Genomic DNA, 21,785 nt, shown 5'->3' on the forward strand with positions numbered 1-21,785 from the left:
CCGGTTGGCAATCGGGTGTCGAGTGCAAGTGCACAAGGGAGCTTGACTGCGAGAGCGACGGCTCGAGCAGGGACGAAAGTCGGGACTAGTGATCCGGTGCCGGTGTACGGACGCGGCATCGCTCAACGGATAAAAGGTACCCCGGGGATAACAGGCTGATCATTCCCAAGAGTCCATATCGACGGGATGGTTTGGCACCTCGATGTCGGCTCGTCGCATCCTGGGGCTGGAGCAGGTCCCAAGGGTTCGGCTGTTCGCCGATTAAAGCGGCACGCGAGCTGGGTTCAGAACGTCGTGAGACAGTTTGGTCTCTATCCTCTGCGCTCGTTGGAATGCTGAGGAGGCCTGCCCATAGTACGAGAGGACCTGGGTGGACGAACCTCTGGTATGCCGGTTGTCACGCCAGTGGCACGGCCGGTTGGCTACGTTCGGGAGGGATAACCGCTGAAAGCATCTAAGCGGGAAGCCTGCTCCGAGATAAGCATTCCGTGGATCCCTCGAGATCCTGTACCCCCCATGGAGAACACGTGGTGGATAGGCCGGACGTGGAAGCCCCGCAAGGGGTGGAGCTGACCGGTACTAACGGGGGAACGGCAACACACACCCCAACCCCTAGGGTCGGGGAGCACGAACAACGTACTGCGCTTGGATTTCCGGACGGCATGGAGCATCCGGATGACCACAAGACCCAATATCGGCATTTCGCGTCCGCTATCCGGTCCCCGGACCATCACGGGAACCAATCCCCCACACCAACGCGTGTGGGACGTCTAATTGAAGATTTGCGGCGGTCATGGCCCAGGAGAGACGCCCGGCATCCATTCCGAACCCGGAAGCTAAGGCCTGGCACGGCGATGGTACTGCACCCGAGAGGATGTGGGAGAGTAGCACACCGCCGCACTACACACGTTAACAAGGGAGCCCCGATACCAACACGGTATCGGGGCTCCTCTCGTCTACCCATTCTCTCTCTCGACCGGAACACCAACCCCCGCCAGGGCCCCCAGCATTCCCACACACCCCGAAACAACAACACAACACACAAAACCACAACGACAACCCCCGGCACCAACACCAGGACACCCTTCGTTTACCCACATTTGACGGGAACCCAAACGCACGACGCCACGGGCGGCCGCACGATGACGGCAATATCAAAGCCACCACGAAAACCCCGGCACCAACCGGCACCAGAACTCCACACACTCACGCACTTGAGTCTCCACTCCGTCGTCATATCGGGACTGCCCTTTCCAGCTCCGCACCAACTCAGGGCACCTCGGATGGTTCCTTGTATGAAACACAATGGCGTGAGAATGATCGCATGAATTTCAATGAAACTATTCGTCATGCTACGATGAAGGATCTGGATGCGCTGACGGCTATTGAGGAAGCGTGCTTTCCGCCTGCCGAGGCGGCCAGTGCGTATGCATTGCGGGCTCGGCTGTCCGTGTATCCCGATTTCTTCTGGATATTGGCAGATGGGGCGACCATTATCTCGTTCATCAACGGATTCGCAACGAACCGTCCGGACCTGACGGATGACATGTACGAGGACGCTTCGTTGCATGATCCTGATGGCGAATGGCAGATGATATTCGGTGTAGACACCGATCCACGATTCCAGCATCTCGGTTATGCCAGTCGGCTGATGCGTGCGGTTATCGACGATACGCGTGCTGCCGGCCGCAGGGGACTGGTCCTCACCTGCAAGGAACGGCTCATTGGCTTCTATCAGCGGTTTGGATTTATCGACGAAGGCGTCTCCGCGTCCACTCACGGCAATGTCGTATGGCATCAGATGAGACTGACCTGCGACGCCGATTAGTATCGCGCGTCAATAAATTCGTTAACGAATTCACTACCCCCTCGGACCTGCTTCGCGGGCCAGTCCTGTAAGTATGGACGCGCTCCGTGCGTGTTCTGCTGGCTTGCCTGTCGGCTTGTACGTTGCCTACAAACAGCTCTGCTGTTTGCTTCACAGCAACATCCTAACAAGGGGAGCCAAAAATATAATCAACGAATTTCCGAGACGAACCGCTAGTATGCCGCGTCATTAATTCGTTGAATATATTTTTGGCTCCCCTTGTTAGGGGAACTGGCCCACGAAGCGGGTCTGCGGGGTAGTGAATTAATCAACGAACTTATGACGCGGCATACTAGTTTTTCGGTTCTGGATGCGCTGCGTGCGCGGTGAGTTGTCTTGGCCGTCGACTCGCACGTCACCTGCGAGTGACTCTGCCATCTGTCACGGCGAGATTCCGATGGGGAACCGAAAACTAACGAACAGCTGGCGCAAGATATCAAGCTGTCATGCGCCAGCTGAGTGCAATCAGAAATCGAAGTTGTCGGGGTCGGCGCCGTTGCGACGGCAGGTGTTCAGTGCATTGATGGCTTGCACATCATCATCGGACAGTACGAAATCGAACACGTCGAAGTTCTGACGGATGCGCTCCGCATGCGTGGACTTCGGCAGCACCACAATGCCGCGCTGGATGTGCCAGCGAATCACCACCTGTGCGGCGGACTTGCCGTACTTGGCGCCGATTTCGGCTAGCACCGGGTTGGACAGCAGGTTGCCGCCGGTACCGCCCAACGGGCTCCATGCCTCGACATCGATGTGCTTTGTGGCCAGGAAGTCAACAAGCTCCTCGTTGTCGAACTGCGGTGAGGATTCAATCTGATCGACGGCGGGCAGCACGTCGCTGTCCGCCAGCAGGTCGTCGATGTGATGCGCTTGGAAGTTGCTCACACCGATGGCCTTCGCCCGGCCGGATGCGTAGATATCCTGCATGGCGGCCCATGCCTCCTGCCAGCCGTCCACCGGCCAGTGGATGAGGTACAGGTCCACGTAGTCCACGCCGAGACGGTCCAGGCTTTCCTGGAAGGCGTCCTTGGCACGGCGGGCGCGGATATCATCGTTCCACAGTTTGGTGGTCAGGAAGATGTCGCCGCGCGGTACGCCGGAGCGACGGATGCCCTCGCCCACGGAGGTCTCGTTGCCGTAGATCATTGCGGTGTCGATATGACGGTAGCCGGCCGCCAGCGCCGCCTCTATCGCATTCACCGTGGTGTCGCCGTCCGGTGTCTGGAACACGCCCAGACCCACCTGCGGGATAACCGTGCCGTTGTTGAGCGTGATGGTCGATTGAATTGCCATGATGCCTCGCAATCCGAAAGTGGTATTCGTTCATCACCTACTCTAGAGAACGACGCCGATGAACACAGGTCGATGTCCAGGCTCGACTGACGGCTACGATGGGGAAGCGGCATGCAGGGCTCGGATGAGGGGACAGACCGATGAAGACGAAATACGCGGCCGTATTCGACGCGGGCACCACCGCGCTGAAAGGCGCCATGGTCGATGACGGCGGCAGGATCATCGCCAGCGCGAGCGAGAATCTGGATCTGCTCATTGACGGCGATGAACGGGAACAGGACCCGGGCCAATGGTGGCAGGCGTTCCGCAACGTCTCCCGGAGCATGCTGGAACAGGCGGCGGATGCGTCCGACGATCCCGGATTCGACGCATCACGCATCGCCGGTATCATCTGCAGCGGCCAGATGCAGGATGTCATCGCTCTGGACACCGATCTGAATCCGGTGCGCAACGCCATCCTGTATTCGGATGGCCGGGCACAGGAGCAGGCGTCACGTTTGGCGTCGGCGCTGGAAGGCGGCGAGCGTGAATTCCTTGATATCGTGGGCAATCGGCTTGAGGGCTGTCTGCCGCTGCCCAAACTCATGTGGCTGCGTGATCGCGCTCCCGAGGTCTTCGGGCATATCCGTCATGTGCTCATCAGCTCGAAGGACTATCTCATCGCTCGTCTGACCGGCGTCTGTGTGGGCGATGTGGCGGCATGCTCCACGGCCGGTGCCATGGATATCCGTGAAGGGCGTTGGGCTGCGGGATTATGTGCGGCGGCCGGGCTCGACAGGACATTGCTGCCGGAGCTGCATGCGCCGCAGGACCGCATCGGGGCGGTCACGCCGGAGGCCTCGGAACGTACCGGGTTCGTTGTGGGCACGCCAGTATATGCCGGCATCGGCGACGCCGGCGCCACCACGTTCGCCAGCGGGGTGAGCCGGCCCGGTCAGTACAACATCAACATAGGTACGTCCGGTTGGATCGCGACCATATCGCACGAACCGTTCACGGACAAGCCGGGCGCCGCCAACCTCGCATTCGGCGTCGGACCGGGATTCGTGAACGCCGTGCCGTTCCTCAACGCCGGGGACGTGCACCAATGGGCGACCCATGTGTTCGCCGGAGCCGACTACGAGAAGGCGCACGAGCTCGTGGAAGGGTCCGTGCCCGGCTCCCACGGCGTGCTGTGCCTGCCGTATCTGGTGGGGGAGCGGTTCCCGGTGATGAACCCGGATATCCGCGGCGCCTACGTGGGACTCTCCCCCGACACGACCAGCGCGGACATGATGCGGGCGGCGCTGGAGGGTGTGGCCTTCTCGATCCGCGAGGGGATGGGCAGCTTCGATGTCGCGCCCGTCTCGATATCGTTGATCGGGGGCGGCGCCCGCGAAAGCGCATGGTGCCAGATCCTCGCCGATGTGCTGGACCATCCGGTCGAAGTATTCGGCAACGCGGAGGTGCTGCCCGCCGTGGCGCTCGCCTCTCTGGTGTTCGGCGACGCCGATCTGGTGCACGCCATCCGTGAGAGCACGACGTATGCGCCCGACGCCGCGGCGACGCGGACCTACGAAACCGCCTACCGGCGTTTCCTGACGCTGTACCCGGCTTTGCGGACGCTGATGTGAGAGGGCTTGAGGATGAATATGACGAGTTCGAGGCATGCGCCGATGGACGAGGCATATGAACGTATGGCATCGGAACATGAGGCACGCAAGCATCGCGAGGAAGACAAGCACATGGTGCGTAGGCATATCGTCGTCACCGGCTTGGTGCAGGGCGTCGGCTTCCGGTATTTCGCCGTCATGAAGGCCCGTGACCTCGGGGTCGCCGGCTGGGTATGCAACCGGTTCGACGGTTCGGTCGAGGCCGAGGTGCAGGGCGACGAGGACGCCGTGCACGCATTCATCTGCGCACTGCGTCAGGGGCCGAGATGGGCTAGGGTGCGGGATGTGCAGGTCGAGGATATGGCATTGACCGACGAGACGCACGGCGACTTCCGCGTGCGCGGCTGACCAGGCGCCGCACGATAATCTCACGATACGGCTGAAAGTGGGCATTGCGCGAAGGTTCGTGAGCGCACGTTGCTACGATGGATAGTTATGAGCGAGAACATCATGCGAATCATTGATCTGCGCGGTAAGCACCTGACCCGCGCCGAACTGCTGGCCGCGATGCCGCGTGCCGCCATGGGAACCTCCGAGGCCACCGATCTGGTGCGTCCGATCCTCGAAGACGTCAAGGAGCGCGGTGCAGCCGCGTTGCGCGACTTCGAGGAGAAATTCGACCATGTGCGCCCCGAACACCTGCGCGTGCCCGAAGCGGCGTTCGATGAGGCGCTGGAACAGCTCGACCCCGAGGTGCGTGCCGCCATCGAGGAATCCGTGCGTCGCGCCCGCGCGGTCGCCAAGAACCAGGTGCCGAAGGACTTCCACACCGATCTGGCCCCCGGCGCTCGCGTCGCGGAGCGTTGGATTCCGATCCAGCGCGTCGGCCTGTACGTGCCCGGCGGCAAGGCCGTGTACCCAAGCTCCGTGATCATGAACGCCGTGCCCGCCCAGGCAGCCGGCGTCGAATCGCTGGCCATCGCCACTCCGCCGGCCCGTGACGACAGCAACGGTCTGCCGAACAAGACCATCCTCGCCACCTGCGCCATTCTGGGCGTCAAGGAGGTCTACGCGGTCGGCGGCGCACAGGCCATCGCCATGTTCGCCTATGGTGCCAAGGGCAGCGAACCCCAGGACGGCGAGGTGCTGTGCGATCCGGTCGACAAGATCACCGGTCCGGGCAACATCTTCGTGGCCACCGCCAAGTCGCTCGTCTCCGGATTCGTGGGCATCGACGCGGTCGCCGGCCCCACCGAAATCGGCATCATCGCCGACAAGGACGCCAACCCGAGCCTTGTGGCCGCCGACCTGATCGGTCAGGCCGAACACGACGAACTTGCCGGTTCCGTGCTGTTCACCGATTCGTCGGAATTCGCCGAGCAGGTGCAGGAGAACCTCAACTATCGCGTGCCTCGCACCGAGCATGCCGAGCGCGTCCACACGTCACTGTCCGGCACACAGTCCGCCATTGTGCTCACCGACAACCTCGATGAGTCCATCGATGCGGCCAACGCCTACGCGGCCGAGCATCTCGAAATCCAGACCGCCGACGCGGACGCCGTTGTCAAGCGCATCAAGAACGCCGGCGCCATCTTCCGCGGTCCGTACTCCCCGGTGCCGCTGGGCGACTACATGTCCGGTTCGAACCATGTGCTGCCCACCGGTGGCACCGCCCGTTTCGCCGCCGGTCTTGGCGTGCACACCTTCATGAAGCCGGTCGAAGTCATCGAATACGACGAGGAGGGCCTGAAGGAGCTCGCCGCGCGTATCAACGCCTTCGCCGTCTCCGAAGATCTGCCGGCCCACGGCGAGTGCGTACTGAGTCGTTTCGTCAAGGATCCGTACGACAAGGCCACGCTGCGCGAGCAGGAGAAGGAAGCCGGCCTGCTGTAATACAGGACGGCACCGAATCGCCGTGATGCGCCTGGCAAACAGGGGAATCCGGCGATATCCGGAATGATCGTGCAGGGGATGGCCATCACGATTCCGGCCATCCCCGTCATATGTCGTCGCACAGCCCATGCCGTCGAATGACGGCACCGCACTTGGGGGAGAGGAAAAGCAACAATGAGTGAGAACAACAGCAATGCGATCCCGGCCGATCTGCCGCTGCGCAACGATTTGATCGGCGAGGAGCCGTACGGCGCACCACAGCTTGACGTGCCGGTCTGCCTCAACGTCAACGAGAACCCGTACGCACCTGACCCCGAGGTGTGCGAAACCATCGCCAAACGCGTGCTGGAGATCGCCCCCACGCTCAACCGCTATCCCGACCGCGAGCATGTCAAGCTGCGTCAGGCGTTCAGCGACTATCTTGCCCGCGAATCCGGCACCCGACTCGACGTGGATGAGCTCTGGGGCGCGAACGGCTCCAACGAAATCATGCTCCAGCTGTTCCAGGCATTCGGCGGTCCCGGTCGTACGGCTCTGGGCGCCGACCCCACCTACTCCATGTACCCGGAGTATGCGCGGGACACGTTCACCGGGTGGAAGCTCGTCCACCGCAACGCCGACTTCACCCTCAACGTGGAGAAGACCATCGAAGCCATCCATGAGGTGAAGCCGTCGATGGTGCTGCTCACCAGTCCGAACAACCCGACCGGCACACCGTTGCCGATGGAGGACATCGAGCGTATCCTCGCCGCTTGCGAACGCGCCGAGGTGGAGGGTGCCCCCGCAGGTGTGCATCCCATCCTCGTGGTCGATGAGGCTTATGTCGAGTTCCGCAAGCCCGGCACGCCGAGCGCCGTTTCCCTGGTCAAGGACCATCCGAATCTGGCCGTCAGCCGCACGATGAGCAAGGCCTTCGCCTTCGCCGGCGCGCGTGTGGGATATCTTGCCGCCAGCAAGGGCATCATCGACTGCGTGCGTATCGTGCGCATGCCGTACCATCTCTCCGCCGTGACTCAGGCCGCGGCGCTCGCCGCCTTTGAGCACACGGACGAACAGCTGAGCCGGGTCGAGCATCTGCGCGAAACACGCGAGGCCACAGCGGCATGGCTCAAGGAACAGACCTACAAGGGCCAGCCGTTGGCCGTGGCCGAGTCGGGGTCGAACTTCCTGCTGTTCGGCGGGCATTTCGACGACCGCGATGCCATCTTCGACGAGCTGCTGAAGCGCGGTGTGCTCATCCGCGTGGTCGGCCCTGAAGGGTGGTTGCGCGTCTGCATGGGCACGGATGAGGAGATGGAACGCTTCCGCACCGCACTCATCGAATCGATGCGCGTGGTGGAGGCCCGGTAACGGACGGAAACGCATGGTGAAGCCCGCTCTCCTGTCGTGAGTCATGAGCAGCCCGCTGACGTCAGTCAGTTGCCTCTCAGACCCGCTTTGTGAGCTGGTTCCCCTTTATCAGGAGAGCCGCAAGCAGAGTCAACGAGTCACCGACGCGGGACGCCGAACCGAATTTACCGAACCGGACAATTCCGGCAGTACAACTGACACATACAGAAGACGTATTCGATGATGCGCCCTGCGAGGAAGGCCGCAATCGGCCGACTGCGGGGCGCACCGCAAGACAAGGAGCATCGTCATGGCGCGCACCGCGCACATCGTCCGCGAAACCAGCGAATCGCACATCGATCTGACCCTGGACCTCGACGGCACCGGTAAAACCGACATCGACACGTCCGTGCCGTTCTACAACCACATGATGAACGCGCTCGGCAAGCATTCGCTCATCGATTTGACCATCCACGCGCATGGCGACACCGACATCGACGTGCATCACACCGTGGAGGACACGGCCATCGTCTTCGGCGAAGCGCTGAAGCAGGCTCTGGGCGACAAACGCGGCATCCGCCGTTTCGCCGACGCCACCGTGCCACTTGACGAGGCGCTGGCCAAGGCCGTCGTCGATATCTCCGGACGCCCCTACGTGGTGTGCACCGGAGAGCCGGAAGGCTTCGAGTACTGCATGATGGGCGGCCACTTCACCGGCTCGCTGGTGCGCCATGTGATGGAATCCATCGCGCTGCACGCCGGCATCTGCCTGCACATGCAGGTGCTCGCCGGCCGTGACCCGCACCACATCGCCGAAGCCGAATTCAAGGCACTGGCCCGTGCGCTGCGTTTCGCCATCGAACCCGATCCGCGTATTCAGGGACTGATTCCCAGCACGAAAGGCAGCCTGTGATGTCGGGGAAGACGAACGGCGAACAGGATTTCGACCCGGACGAACCGCATTTCTCCGACGAGGAGCTGGAAGCGGCGCTGGCCGGGTTCGAGAAGGAATTCGCGGACGATTCCTCCAATCCGGCTGCATCGCCGGAGACCGGGCATGCGGCTGACGGGGAGGATGGCGCCGACGTCGATCGAATCGGTCAGGCTGGGCCGGCTGAGCAGACTCACCAGTCCGGTCAGATTCACCAGTCCAATCAGACCGGGCGGGATGGACAACAGGATGCCACCGGTGCCGATCAGGACGAGAAGGACGGACACCCCGCGCAGCCCGGCCAATCCGCGGATTTCGATGAGCAGGCGGCGGCGGATGCGGTGAACGAGGCCATGGCCGATGTCGTGGACCCCTCGCTCGGTTTCGACAACGAACTGGCCGGCCTGCTCGGCAACAAGGCCAAGGTGGCGCTGATCGTCACGCGTGTGGCCTCGGCGGAGCTGCTCGCCGCGTTCTGCCAGTTGTCGGACATCGCGGCCGAATGCGTCGGTTCCAATCAGGGCGCCATCGCCGTGCTGAAGAACCTGGACGGCGACGGCCCGGAAGCGGCCGCCAAGGATCTGACCACCGTGGTCTCCGGCATGGCCGTGGTGCTTGCGGTCAACCGTGCCGACAAACTCGAGGCCACGATGTATCTGCAAGGCGAGGCGGGACAGAGTTTCGCGCCGCCCGTGCTGTTCACCTCCACGCCGCGATTCGTCGAGGACATGATGCTCGGCATCGTCACCTTGGCGCAGCTCAAGACGCAGGGGTTTGAGGTGGTGGATTCCGCAGGTCTCACCCATGACGAAGCCATGCAGGTACTGGCCAACCACACCAAGCGCGGCCGTGGGGGACGCGGCACGCGCATCGAATAGACGGTCCGGGGCAACGGCGTTCGTGAACGCTCATGGACATCGTTCATAGATATGAAACGTTCATAGCAACGTGAAGGGAAGGCGGAATATGACCAAAGCGGTTGTCTTTGATTACGGATTCGGCAACGTGCGCTCCATGGTGCGTGCGCTCGCCAATCTCGGCGTGGACACCACGCTGACTTCCGATTACCGGCAGTCGCTTGAAGCCGACGGACTCGTCGTGCCGGGCGTCGGCGCATTCGCCGCATGCATGGCGGGCTTGAAGAAGGTGGATGGCGACCGGGTTGTCTACGACCGCATCCGTGCCGGCCGTCCGGTGCTCGGTGTGTGCGTGGGGGAGCAGATCATGTTCGAACATGGTCTGGAGCATGGCGACCATGCCGATGGTCTCGGTCTGATCGGCGGATCGGTCGACCTGCTCGATGCGGATGTGGTGCCGCACATGGGTTGGGACACCATCGAAGCCGATTCGGATTCCACGCTGCTCAAGGGCGTGGAGGGTGAGCGCTTCTACTTCGTGCACTCCTATGCCGCCATGGCCGTCACGGCCGCGGACACCGCGCCGTTCTCCATCGACCTGTCCGGCTATGACGAGCATGTGAGCTGGTGCCGGTACGGGCGCTCCCGTTTCGTGGCCGCATACGAGCGCGGACCGCTTTCGGCTACGCAGTTCCATCCGGAGAAGTCCGGTGATGCGGGCGCCCAGCTGCTGAGGAACTGGGTCGCCACGTTCTGACATCGCGAGATGCGAACAGCCTGCCGGTGCGGCGGGCCCAATACGAAAGGTAATGGTTATGTCATTGACTCTGCTTCCCGCCGTCGATGTGCGCGACGGCAAGGCCGTACGCCTACGCCAGGGCGAATCCGGTTCCGAGACCGACTACGGTTCGCCGTTCGACGCGGCCCGCACCTGGGTCGAGGCCGGGGCGGAATGGATACATCTGGTCGATCTCGATGCCGCATTCGGCACCGGCAACAACCGCGATCAGTTGCGCCGCATCGTCCATGAGCTGGGCGACAAGGTGAACATCGAACTGTCCGGTGGCGTGCGTGACGACGAATCGCTGGATGCGGCGCTCGAAGCCGGCGCGGCCCGTGTGAACATCGGCACCGCGGCGCTGGAGAATCCCGACTGGACCGCCTCCGTCATCGGCAAATACGGAGATCGCGTAGCCGTCGGACTTGACGTGCGTGGCCACACGCTGGCCGCACGCGGATGGACCCGCGAGGGCGGCGACCTGTTCGAGACCATGAAGTTCCTCGACTCCGTGGGTTGCTCCCGCTATGTGGTCACCGACGTGGCCAAGGACGGCATGATGTCCGGTCCGAACATCGAACTGCTTCGCGAGGTGGCCGAACGCACCGATGCCAAGGTGACCGCATCCGGCGGCATCTCCAAGTTGGACGATCTCAAGGCCATCAAGGAACTCGCCGATCTCGGCGTGGACGCGGCCATTCTCGGCAAGTCCCTCTACGCCCGCGCCTTCACGCTGCAGGAGGCCCTGGAGGTGGCGAAGTAGGCTTTTGGAAGTAGGCCTGCCCTATTCGGATGCAGTCCGAATCCGGGCCGGAATCCTACTGCATCCGGACTGATATTCATATCGAAAGACCCGTGTCGGCGGCCCTGCGCGTCATCGTTTGCAGGGCCACCGACACGGGTCTTCGCGTTTGACCCGCTGGACGGAGCCGTCACGGAGCCGCTGTGGAGCCGTAGCGAAGCAACCGCCCCCGCGAGAACCACTACGCGCAGGGCAGCTCACCGGATTTGAGCAGCCCCTTGAACACGGCGTAGTCCTCCTCGTTCTGCTCAGCATAGGATACGGCGAACGAGGCGATGGACTGGTCGAACTCGTCCGTGCCACCCATGTAGTTGGCGATGGCGATGGAATCGCCGGTTCGGGCATGCGCATGGGCCAGCGCCCATGCGCACATGCGGGCCAGATCGTTGAGCCCCGACGCATTGAGGTTGTCGATGTCGATGGACCCCTTGCCGTTCCACAGCTGCCGCACGTAGTAGTCGCGCTTGCGACCGTCCTCGGCCATGAAGCTGGACCAGCCGAGCAGCACGTCCGCCGTGGACTGGATGATCTTCTGCCCCTGCACCACGCGCTCGCCGTGCGTGGCGTACTTCGAGGCGCCACAGTAGTGCTCCAGCACGGAATACGTGGCCTCTTTCATCTGGATCATCATCGGGTCGTCCATGTCGCGTGCGATCCAGATGGACGTCCATGCGCGTTGGCCCACCGATCCGACGCCCACGACCTTGCGGGCGGCGTCCTGATAGCGCAGATGGTCGAACACCATGCGGCGGTCATCGTACAGCGAATGCCGGTAGCTTTCGAACAGCGTATCGATTCGGGCCTGCAGGGCCTCGACGTCGGCGTAGTCGTCAAGCTGGTTGATTGGCACCAGTTCCGGTGGATTCGATTTGAACCGCAGCTTGCCTCCCTCATAATGGCATAGCTTGGCCGCGGCCGCGTCATTGTCCTTGAGCAGTGCCTTCATGGCGGCCTCGCGCAGCACATGGCTGTGGGAGGAACCGTCGTTCTCGAACCGGTCCAGCGTCTCCTCCACGTCCAGATGCTCGTACCAGGCATCCAGATAGTCCATTTCGGAGAACCACTTCATCCGCGTGCGGTAGGTCTCGACGCAGTTGATCACCGCATCCCGGCGGTCGCGCTCCTTGAGCTTATTGGCCCGGCCGCAGATCTCCACGGAGACCGCCAGACGTTTGAGATCCCACTCCCAAGGGCCAATCGCCGTTTCGTCGAAATCGTTGATGTCGAACACCAGGCGGGCGGAGGGGGAGCGGAAGATACCGAAATTGCCGATATGCGCATCGCCGACGCATTGCACCGGGATGCCGGTCACGGGAGTCGTGGCCAGATCATTGGTCATGATGAGCACCGTGCCACGGTAGAAGGTGAACGGACTCACGCTCATACGCTTGTAGCGCAGCGGCACCAGCTCCGGTACGCGAATCGCCGACTGCTCCTCGAGCAGGCTGATGGCCTCGCGGCGTCCGGAACGTACCTGCCAGACGGCGTGGGCCTCGAGCGGGGCCTTGGCTCGGGCGGCGATGCCGGCCCGAGAACGGTCGCGTGGATTGGCGGCCTGCCTCCAGGAGGCGACGTCGACCGGCGGATTGGGGGACGGGGTGAGATGGTCTTCTGCTGCTTCGCTCATGGGAACCACCATAACCCAATGACGGGCCGCGAGGCGCGCAACATTCCGTGGGATGTTAACGCCGGTCGTAACACGGCTATGGAACGATAGGCGATTATGGATAAACAGCAGGAGTTTGCGCTGCGCACGGTCGAGGAACGCGACGTGCGCTTCATTCGTCTTTGGTTCACGGATGTGTTGGGAACATTGAAATCCGTGGCTATCGCTCCCGCGGAGCTGGAATCCGCATTCGAGGAGGGGCTCGGGTTCGACGGTTCCGCCATCGAGGGCATGACCCGCGTATCCGAAGACGATATGATCGTTCACCCGGACCCCTCCACCTTCCAGATTTTGCCGTGGCGCGGCGGTCCTCAAGGAACCGCACGTATGTTCTGCGACATTCTGACGCCTGATGGCGAGCCGTCGCTCGGCGATCCGCGCCATGTGCTCAAGCGCGCGCTCGCCAAGGCCAAGGAGAAGGGATTCACGTTCTACGTGCATCCCGAGATCGAGTTCTACCTGTTCGAAAGCCAGACCGACTGGTCCAAGGCACCGACCCCGATCGACGAGGGCGGCTACTTCGACCATGTGCCGCGCAGCCCCGGCATGGACTTCCGCCGCGCCACCGTGAACATGCTCGAGCAGATGGGCATCTCGGTGGAGTACTCGCACCATGAGGCGGGTCCGGGACAGAACGAGATCGATCTGCGCTACGCCGATGCCCTCACCACGGCGGACAACATCATGACCTTCCGCACGGTCGTCAAGGAGATTTCGCTGGAGCGCGGCATCCACGCCAGCTTCATGCCGAAGCCTCTGGCCGACGCCCCCGGCTCCGGCATGCACACGCACCTGAGCCTGTTCGAAGGCGATTCCAACGCCTTCTACGAGGCTGGCCAGGAGTTCAACATGTCGCTCACGGCACGCCAGTTCGCCGCCGGCATCCTGTACCATGCGGCGGAGATCTGCGCGGTGACCGACCAGTACGTCAACTCGTACAAGCGCCTGTGGGGCGGCAACGAGGCGCCGAGTTACATCTGCTGGGGCCACAACAACCGGTCCGCGCTGTTGCGCATCCCGCAGTACAAGCCCGGCAAGGGCAACTCCGCGCGCATGGAGTTCCGCGCCCTCGACCCGGTCGCCAACCCGTACCTCGCCTACTCGGTGCTGCTGGCCGCGGGCCTCGACGGCATCGACAAGCAGATGCAGCTGGGCGAACCCACCAGCGACGACGTCTGGGAGCTCACCGACGGCGAACGTCAGGCCATGGGCATCCAGCCGCTGCCGCGCTCGCTGGACGAGGCGCTCAAGATCATGGAGAAGTCCGACTTCGTGGCCGATGTGCTCGGCGAGCACGCCTTCGGCTACTTCCTGAGCAACAAGCATCAGGAGTGGGAGGAGTACAACCACCAGGTCACGCCGTACGAGCTCAAGAAGTACCTGCCCAAGCTGTAAGCGTGATCTGACGCCGTGGGGCGTCGTCCATCCGCAGGTTTCGGATGGGAATGTTGCGGTGGCTCACCGCATGGAAGTGATATGGCATCGGCCGAAAGGCCGGTGCCATATGTCGTTTGGCGGACGGGCGGCGGCATGGCGGCGTGTCACGGGCCTCGGTTGTAGGCATCGGCCAATAGCATGCAACACGAACAGGAGTACGAACAGGAGTAAAGGAGTGCTCAGAATGGCCGATATCCAGTCCGCTGCATCCACGGCATCCGCTGCATCCCAGAATGGCGGTCGTGGGGACCGGTTCTTCACCCTACCGGTCAATATCCTGATCTTCGCGAGCTTCATGCTGGGCCTGAGCGAATTCGTGGTGGTCGGCATCCTGCCGGACATCGCCTCCGGGCTCGGGGTCTCCGAGGTGACGGTCGGCAATCTGGTGGCCATCTTCGCGTTCGTCTATGCGCCATGCACGCCGCTTGGCTCGGCGCTGAGCGCACGCTTCCCGCGCTTCGCCACCTATTTGACGCTGATGGGCGTGTTCCTGCTGGGCAACATCCTGTGCGCCTTCGCCCCCAACTATCCGGTGCTTCTGGTGGCGCGTCTGCTCATCGCGTCCGTCTCCGGCACGCTGGTGGCCATCGCGATGACGTTCGCGCCGGATGTGACGCAGGACAAATACCGTACCAAGTTCATCGCGTGGGTGTTCTCGGGTTTCTCCATCGCCTCCGTGGTGGGCGTGCCCATCGGCACGTCGATTGCCAACATCTTCGGCTGGCGTTGGACCTTCCACATGATCAACGTGCTGACCGTCATCCTGCTCATCGCCATGTTCATAGTGCTGCCGCGCAACAGCCACATCATCAAGGTCGGCTTCCTCTCCCAGTTCCGTCTGTTCTTCGACCGGCGCATCCATCTGGGCGTGCTGGCCGTGGTGTTCGGTGCTGCGGCAAGCTACGTGTTCTACACCTATCTGACTCCGATCATGCGCGACGAGATCCACCTGCCGGAACGCTATGTCAGCCTCGGACTGGTGGTGTACGGCGTGGCCTGCCTCATCAGCAACCTGACCGCCGGCAAGCTCGCCGAGCACGGTAGGGGAGTGGAGCCGCTCTACCATCTGCGCTGGGTGTTCCTCGCCCACGCCGTGCTGCTCGCCTCGCTGGCCGCAGCCCACTGGATTCCCGTCTACGGCGCGGTGCTGCTGGTGGCGCTTGGTCTGCTCATGTACCAGTTCAACGCATCGTCGCAGGTGCTGTACATGGACGTGGCCGCCCAATCCCATCCGGGGTCGATGAACCTCGCATCATCGCTCAACTCGATGTCCTTCAACATCGGCATCGCCATCGGTTCCGCGGTGGGTGGCGTGGCCAACGACTCCCTTGGCCTGACTTGGCTCGGACCGGTCGGCGCCGTCTTCGCCCTGCTCGCCATGGTGGTGACCATGGCACTGCGCCCGTATGTCGGGCAGCGTCCTGAGCGGTGAGTCGGATGGTGAGCCGGATGGTGAGCCGGATGGCGTGGATGATGTGGCGCGTCCTCGTCAGGCGCGCGGCGAGCCGAACCAGCCGGAGTAGATGAGATCGAAATTGCGGTTGCCGTAGCTGGAGCAGGCGTCGCCCGTGCCGTTGCCGGCGGCCAGCGCGGCCACGTTCGGCTGGTAGGGCGTATAGATGTAGAGCAACGCCGTGGCCTTGTTCTCGATATACACCTCGCTGCCGCCACACGCCTGGTCCGGATGGTACCGGATGTAGTTGAGACTGTTCGCCCGGTAGCCGTACCGGTCCTCGTTCGCCAGATAGTAGCGGTAACGTTTCGCCGCGCCATACACCTGTCTGGCGAAACCGTCATACGCCGGATCGCAGTCGGCGGTGTCCGGGCAGTTGAGGCCCATCGCCGAACGGAGCTGGAACGCGTCCGGATCGACGGCGGTCACCAGATGCTGCTCCTTCTGCAGCACGGTGAGCAGCACCTTCTGACTGACGCCGCAGGCCGCGCCGGCACGGGCGATGATGGCCGCCGCCGACTGCCCACGCGCGCCGGTGAAATCCTCGCACAGGCCTTCACCCGATTCGCTTGCGGTATCGAACGTCATGGTGGCAAGGGAGCCGCCCTGGGCGTCAAGAAACGATTGCACCTCGGCCTCGCTCATCGCGGAACCGTTGAAGAACTGGCCGTCCGAAATGATGTTGCCGGGGTTGAACCCATAGGTCTTCGCCATCTCCAGCTGGGCCTTCTCGGCGGCGATGACCGCGCCGCGCCAACGTACGAAACGCACCGCCGCGATGACGAGCGCGACGACGGCGATGACCGTCACCGTGGGGATGAGCACCATCCTCAGTCGCGTGCGCCAGTTCGCGCGGCGCCACGCACGGGCCAGCGGACCGGCTTTACGGCGGCGACGCGATGATTTCGGTCGTGAAGTTTGTCGCCGTTTCCGCACGGTTCCGGCGTTCCCGGTACGGGTCGCGCGGGCCTTGCCTTGCCGGGAGGCCGCCGTTGACTGCTTCCGCTTTCCGGCGGACGACGAGCCGGTACCGCCTCCATGCCCGCGCCCGCTCACGCCAGCGCTTTCCTGATGCGGTTGAGCGAGACCGGCCCCTTGGTGCCGATCTCCTGCGCCCAGAGACTCACGTAGAACTCCTCGAGCATCCAGCGCGCCTGCTCCGCCTGACGCATCAGCGTTTCATGACGCGGCCCCGCCGGTTCGCCCTTGGCGTGGGCGAGGGCCTTGTCTACGAGCTGCTTGGCCTCGTCCGCCTGCCATGCCCATTTCACATCGCGGTTCTTGTCCATCTTCGCCTTGGACAGTCGGCTCAGGTCGGCCTTGAGATACCGTCCGATCGACGTGAGCTCGTCCGGGGGAGTACGCCCGATGAATCCGGGATAGACCAGCGTGGCGATATGCTCGCGAATCGACTGCAGCACCGACAGCATCGGCAGGTCGGCCTTGCCGGACGTGGCTTTGTCCACCTCGGCATAGGCCTTGAGGATACTGATGACGTCGCGCGCCACCTGATAGACAGTGTCCTCGTAGACCTCGCGCACGTCCAGCACGGCGTTGGCCAACGCCTCGTCGCTGCCGAGCGAGTCCACCTTCGGCAACAGCCGCTTGACGGCGGCCAGCTGAAGGTCCTCGACCAGGTCCTTGGTGGACTTGTACGGGGCGGAGGCCAGCATCAGCGCCTCGGCGCCCAGCCAGCGCGAGGAGATGCGTTCGGCCGGCAGCCGCAACGCATCCAACGCGCCACGCCAGAGCATCGTGGCTCGCGACTCCGTGGTGGCGCCGGCCTTGTGCAGCAGATTCGCCTGCTGCACAAGCTTTCCTTGGGCGCCGGCCTGATCGGCCTGCCTGCGCACCATCTGCCGCGCCGAGGCCTCGGCCTGCTCGGCGAACCGGCGCTGCAGCGCCTTGAGGTCCTTGGACGTGCCCAACACCTTAGTGGCGCCGCGGTCATGACGCCGTCCGCGCTGGTTGCGCCCGCCGGGCACCTGCTGTTCCACCGAGAAGGTGACCTTGAGATACGGCGACAGACGTTCGATGAGCTCCGGGCCCAGCACTTCGGGATGAATCTGCGCCCCCACGGTGGCGATGGCGGCCTTGGTGAACACATGGGCGAGATCTGGCCATCCGGTGGCGTCGCCGTTCTCGTCCGCCGGTGGCAGGTTCGGCCGCTGACGATCGCCGGAGCCGGGCAGGTCGGGGTAATGCTCGTCGATCCAATCGCGGATCGCGCGCGCGGCGTCCGGGGCGGGCACGAACTGGACGCGCAACTGCTTCGGCAACGCCTTGATCATCGCCAGGATCAGCTCGTCCAGCAGACCCGGCACATTCCATGTGAACTGTTCGGCGCTGATGCGCGACAGCGCCTTCAGCGGCACATGCACGGTCACGCCGTCGGCCGGATCGGCCGGGTCGTACACGTAGCTCAGCCTCAGGTCGATGGGCTGTCCGTCCGAACCCATCGTATGCCAGTGGTCCGGGTAGTCGTCCAGACTCACCGCATCGCTGGAGGCCAGACGCTCCACCTTCGACGGGTCGAACGTGAGCAGGTCCGGATGCGCCTCATGCTCGCCCTTCCACCATTTGGCCAGATCGGCCACGGACGTGACATCGGACGGGATCACGGCATTGTAGAAGTCGAACAGATCCTCGTCGGACACGGTGTCCGCAAGCTGTCGGGTGCGGCTCGCGTCGTCGGCGGCGTCCTCGAGGATATCCCGGTTGGCGCCGACGAAGTCGTCATAGCTGAACCGTTGCTGGATATCGCCCTCGACCAGACCCTGGCGGATGAGGAAATCACGCGCCTCGAGCGGGTTGATGCGCCCCCACTGCACGGTACGGTCCTGCACGATCGGCAGACCGTAGAGCAGCACGCGGGCCGTGGCCACGGCCGAGCCGCGCGAGCCGGACCAGTGCGGCTCGGCGTATGTGGTGCGCGTGAGCTGGCCGGCCAGCGGTTCGGCCCACGCCGGATCGATGGCCGCCGAATACCGGGCCCACAGACGGGAGGTCTCCACGAGCTCCGTGCTCATCACCCACGAAGGCGTCTTCTTGGCCACGGCCGAGGCCGGGAACAACGCGAAATGCGTGCCGCGCGCACCCTGATACTCGTTCTTCGACTGCTTCTGGGCTCGCTTCAGGGCGCGGGCGCGTGCCGCACCGGACAGGCCGGCGAAATCGGAGGCCTTGGGTTCGCGCACCACCTGCATGCCCATCATCGACAGCAGGCCCGCGAGCATCGACTTGTGGATGCCGTCCGCATCCCACGAGCAGCACAGCGAATGCGCCGCCTGCTGGTTCAACGGCAGCTGGCGCACCTCCAGCCCCGGACGGGTGGAGGGCAGGGGGTCTCCGACGTTGAACTTGAGCTCCTTGCACATCTGGCGCAGCTGGGAGACCAGATCCTTCCACTGGCGCATCCTGAGCCAGCTGAAATACTCGGTCTTGCAGATGCGCCTGAGCGCGGTGTTGCTCGGATCGCCGTCGGCCTGGAACACGCGGTCCCAGATGTTGAGCGCGGTCAGGTAGTCGCTGGTCTCGTCCGCATAGCGGTTGTGGATGCGATCGGCCTCGTCGCGCTTGTCGTCGGGACGTTCGCGCGGGTCCTGCAGGCTCAGGAAGGAGACCACGACCAGCACGGCCGCCAGCGTGTTGGGGGAGGCGGTGCGCGCCGCCTCGACCACCATGCGTCCCAGACGCACGTCGATCGGGATGCGCGCCAGCTGCCGTCCGATATGGGTGAGCGTCACCTCGCCGCGTTTGCGGCCGATGGCCTTGAGCTCGGTGAGCTCGTTGAAGCCGTCCGAGACGGCCTTCATGTCCGGCGGGTCGATGAAACCGAAGTCGGTGACGTCCTCGGCGGTGCGGGCCACGCCCACCGACAGCATGTGGAGGACCACCGCGCCCAGCGAGGTCCTCAGGATTTCCGGCTCGGTGAAGCGCGGACGGGTCTCGTAGTCCTCACGCGAATACAGGCGGATCGCGATGCCGTCGGCCACACGGCCGCATCGGCCGGACCTCTGGTCGGCGCTGGCCTGGCTGATTGGCTCGATGGGAAGCCTCTGGACCTTCGCGGTCTTCGAATAGCGGGAGATGCGGGCGGTGCCCGGGTCGACCACATATCGGATGCCCGGCACGGTCAGCGACGTCTCGGCCACGTTCGTGGCGATGACGATGCGCTGGTGCACATGCGACTCGAACACCTTGTGCTGGTCCGCGGCGGACAGTCGCGCGAACAGCGGCATGATCTCGATGGCGTCCGGCCGGCGCATGTCCTCCGCCCGCGGACCGTAATGGTGGCGCAGCGCAGCCTCGAACTCGTGGATGTCGCGCTCGCCGGAGGCGAAGACCAGAATGTCGCGCGGGCCGCGCTCGTGCGAGGAGTGGATGACGAGTTCGGCGCAGGCGCGGGCCACGGCGGTGGGCATGTCCGTGATGCCGTCGTCGGCGTAATCGGCGTTGTCCCGGCCACGACGCGGCCGGTCGGTGTCCGATTCGGCGATGGCGTTGGCCAGCTCCTCGTAGTCGGCGTCGCCGGGCCGGGCGCCCACGGCGAACCCCGGCACCTCGCGCATGAGCGCCGGTGCGGTGCCCAGCGGCTCGTACACCACTTGGACGGGGAACGTGCGGCCGGACACCTCGATCACCGGCACCTTCTCGTGCAGCGCGTGCTCGAAATGCTCCTTGAACTTCACCGAATCGATGGTCGCGGAGGTGATGACGAGCTTCAGATCGCGGCGCTTGGGCAGCAGGGCCGTCAGATAACCGAGGAGGAAGTCGATGTTGAGGCTGCGCTCGTGGGCCTCGTCGATGATGATCGTGTCGTATTTGGACAGCGTGGGGTCGCGCTGGATCTGGGCCAGCAGGATGCCGTCGGTGACCACCCTCAGGCGGGTATTCGGCGAGCTTTCGTCGGTGAACCGCACCTGATAGCCCACCTCGTCGCCGAGGCGCACGCCCATTTCGGCGGCGATGCGTTCGGCCACCGTGCGGGCCGCGATGCGCCTCGGCTGGGTGTGCACAATCTGACGGCCGTGCGTGCCGCGGCCGAGCTCGAGCAGGATCTTCGGCAGCTGCGTGGTCTTTCCGGAGCCGGTCTGGCCCGAAACGATGACCACCTGCGAGTGTTGTACCGCGTCGGCTATCTCATGGCGCGCGGCGGAAACCGGAAGTTCAGAGGGATACTCAAATTTCATGACGGATTTCTATGATACGGAAGCCCTTGGAGCTCGCGTATTTGCCCACCGTGAAGTCGTCGCCCAACGCCTCGTCCAACCAGGGGATCAGTGAATCGGAGCCGAGATTGCGTTGCACCACGAGATACGCCGCTCCGCCCTTCCTGAGCCTCGGCAGCCAGGTCATGAGCAGCGTGTGCAGCGCCTCCTTGCCGATGCGGATGGGCGGGTTCGACCAGATCGTGTCGAAGGTGAGATCCCCGGGCATCGTGGAGGCGAAGGCCGGCTGCGCGTCGTCTGGCAGGGGCGCGCCGGATTCGTCCGTTAGCGCCGTGCGGATATTGGCGCGGCCGTTGGCCTGGGCGTTCGCATGGGTCAGGTCGAGCGCCCGCTCGTTGACGTCCACGGCCCACACCGTGGCCTCCGGCGACTCGAAGGACAGGGCCAGGGCCACGGGCCCCCATCCGCATCCCAGATCCAGGAACTCGCCCGTCAGCGGCGGCTCCGGGGCTTGCCTGAGCAGTACGGATGTGCCCAGATCCACGCGGTTGGCGGAGAACACGCCGTTCGAGACCTGCACATCCGCCTCATGGCCGCGCAGCGTCACATGCATCGTGCGGCGGACGTCCTTGGACGAGGGGTCGGCGGAGAAATACTGTTCTGCCATGTCTGCTCCTATTCCGCGGGGTTCGCCGCGTGTGGTTCGTCGTTTCCTG

Annotated in this window: 16 protein-coding genes and 2 rRNA genes; 13 read left to right on the forward strand and 5 right to left on the reverse strand. The window is 63.8% G+C overall.

All coding sequences use genetic code 11. The annotated features are described in order from the left end of the window. The 3 genes from BMYO_RS09340 to BMYO_RS09350 form a co-directional block, all read left to right on the forward strand. Positions 1 to 603 (forward strand): 23S ribosomal RNA (locus BMYO_RS09340); the annotation flags it as partial. A gap of 180 nt (positions 604 to 783) precedes the next feature. Further along, positions 784 to 901 (forward strand): 5S ribosomal RNA (gene rrf, locus BMYO_RS09345). 423 nt (positions 902 to 1,324) lie between these two features. Continuing rightward, complete coding sequence (locus BMYO_RS09350) at positions 1,325 to 1,828, forward strand: GNAT family N-acetyltransferase (RefSeq protein WP_094668204.1); 504 nt, start codon at positions 1,325 to 1,327, stop codon at positions 1,826 to 1,828. A gap of 504 nt (positions 1,829 to 2,332) precedes the next feature. Here the strand turns inward: BMYO_RS09350 and BMYO_RS09355 are convergent. Beyond that, positions 2,333 to 3,160 carry an aldo/keto reductase gene (locus BMYO_RS09355; protein ID WP_094668205.1) on the reverse strand — a complete coding sequence of 276 codons (828 nt, stop codon included), beginning with the start codon at positions 3,158 to 3,160 and terminating at the stop codon, positions 2,333 to 2,335. 140 nt (positions 3,161 to 3,300) lie between these two features. Here BMYO_RS09355 and BMYO_RS09360 point away from each other — a divergent pair, with 140 nt between their 5' ends. The 8 genes from BMYO_RS09360 (at position 3,301) to priA (ending at position 11,303) form a co-directional block, all read left to right on the forward strand. After that, on the forward strand, positions 3,301 to 4,773 hold the full coding sequence (locus BMYO_RS09360) for a xylulokinase (RefSeq protein ID WP_094668206.1): 1,473 nt from the start codon (positions 3,301 to 3,303) through the stop codon (positions 4,771 to 4,773). Positions 4,774 to 4,791: 18 nt separating this feature from the next. Continuing rightward, complete coding sequence (locus BMYO_RS09365; RefSeq protein ID WP_420807307.1) at positions 4,792 to 5,160, forward strand: acylphosphatase; 369 nt, start codon at positions 4,792 to 4,794, stop codon at positions 5,158 to 5,160. Positions 5,161 to 5,247: 87 nt separating this feature from the next. Then, positions 5,248 to 6,645 carry a histidinol dehydrogenase gene (gene hisD / locus BMYO_RS09370; RefSeq protein WP_169834128.1) on the forward strand — a complete coding sequence of 466 codons (1,398 nt, stop codon included), beginning with the start codon at positions 5,248 to 5,250 and terminating at the stop codon, positions 6,643 to 6,645. A gap of 174 nt (positions 6,646 to 6,819) precedes the next feature. After that, positions 6,820 to 7,995 (forward strand): histidinol-phosphate transaminase, encoded by a 1,176-nt coding sequence (locus BMYO_RS09375; protein WP_094668207.1) that lies wholly within the window; start codon positions 6,820 to 6,822, stop codon positions 7,993 to 7,995. Between the two features lie 289 nt (positions 7,996 to 8,284). Next, positions 8,285 to 8,887 carry an imidazoleglycerol-phosphate dehydratase HisB gene (hisB, locus tag BMYO_RS09380; RefSeq protein WP_094668208.1) on the forward strand — a complete coding sequence of 201 codons (603 nt, stop codon included), beginning with the start codon at positions 8,285 to 8,287 and terminating at the stop codon, positions 8,885 to 8,887. Continuing rightward, positions 8,887 to 9,783: a hypothetical protein gene (locus BMYO_RS09385; protein WP_094668209.1), complete on the forward strand. Its 897-nt coding sequence runs from the start codon at positions 8,887 to 8,889 to the stop codon at positions 9,781 to 9,783. The genes hisB and BMYO_RS09385 overlap by 1 nt, the downstream gene beginning before the upstream one ends. Before the next feature lie 88 nt (positions 9,784 to 9,871). Beyond that, complete coding sequence (gene hisH / locus BMYO_RS09390) at positions 9,872 to 10,519, forward strand: imidazole glycerol phosphate synthase subunit HisH (protein WP_094668210.1); 648 nt, start codon at positions 9,872 to 9,874, stop codon at positions 10,517 to 10,519. Between the two features lie 58 nt (positions 10,520 to 10,577). After that, a complete protein-coding gene (priA, locus tag BMYO_RS09395) occupies positions 10,578 to 11,303 on the forward strand; it encodes a bifunctional 1-(5-phosphoribosyl)-5-((5-phosphoribosylamino)methylideneamino)imidazole-4-carboxamide isomerase/phosphoribosylanthranilate isomerase PriA (protein WP_094668211.1) in 726 nt (241 codons plus the stop codon). Between the two features lie 220 nt (positions 11,304 to 11,523). Here priA and BMYO_RS09400 read toward each other — a convergent pair whose 3' ends face one another. After that, on the reverse strand, positions 11,524 to 12,969 hold the full coding sequence (locus BMYO_RS09400) for a DUF2252 domain-containing protein (RefSeq protein ID WP_094668239.1): 1,446 nt from the start codon (positions 12,967 to 12,969) through the stop codon (positions 11,524 to 11,526). Between the two features lie 96 nt (positions 12,970 to 13,065). On the opposite strand from BMYO_RS09400, the gene glnA reads away from it, so the two are divergent. Together glnA and BMYO_RS09410 are read left to right on the forward strand one after the other, a co-directional pair. Next, entirely contained in the window at positions 13,066 to 14,403 is a 1,338-nt protein-coding gene (gene glnA / locus BMYO_RS09405; protein WP_094668212.1) for a type I glutamate--ammonia ligase, read from the forward strand. A gap of 226 nt (positions 14,404 to 14,629) precedes the next feature. After that, the gene (locus BMYO_RS09410) at positions 14,630 to 15,877 is read left to right on the forward strand and encodes an MFS transporter (RefSeq protein ID WP_094668213.1); all 1,248 of its coding nucleotides are present in this window, start codon (positions 14,630 to 14,632) and stop codon (positions 15,875 to 15,877) included. Between the two features lie 57 nt (positions 15,878 to 15,934). On the opposite strand, the gene BMYO_RS09415 is transcribed toward BMYO_RS09410, so the two are convergent. The 3 genes from BMYO_RS09415 to BMYO_RS09425 form a co-directional block, all read right to left on the reverse strand. After that, entirely contained in the window at positions 15,935 to 16,726 is a 792-nt protein-coding gene (locus tag BMYO_RS09415; RefSeq protein WP_094668214.1) for a hemagglutinin, read from the reverse strand. 224 nt (positions 16,727 to 16,950) lie between these two features. Then, a complete protein-coding gene (locus tag BMYO_RS09420) occupies positions 16,951 to 21,090 on the reverse strand; it encodes a DUF3418 domain-containing protein (RefSeq protein WP_094668215.1) in 4,140 nt (1,379 codons plus the stop codon). Next, a complete protein-coding gene (locus BMYO_RS09425; protein WP_094668216.1) occupies positions 21,080 to 21,736 on the reverse strand; it encodes a class I SAM-dependent methyltransferase in 657 nt (218 codons plus the stop codon). Before BMYO_RS09425 ends, BMYO_RS09420 begins: the two co-directional genes overlap by 11 nt. Positions 21,737 to 21,785: the final 49 nt, after the last annotated feature.

The sequence above is a fragment of the Bifidobacterium myosotis genome, assembly GCF_002259745.1.
GTDB lineage: Bacteria > Actinomycetota > Actinomycetes > Actinomycetales > Bifidobacteriaceae > Bifidobacterium > Bifidobacterium myosotis.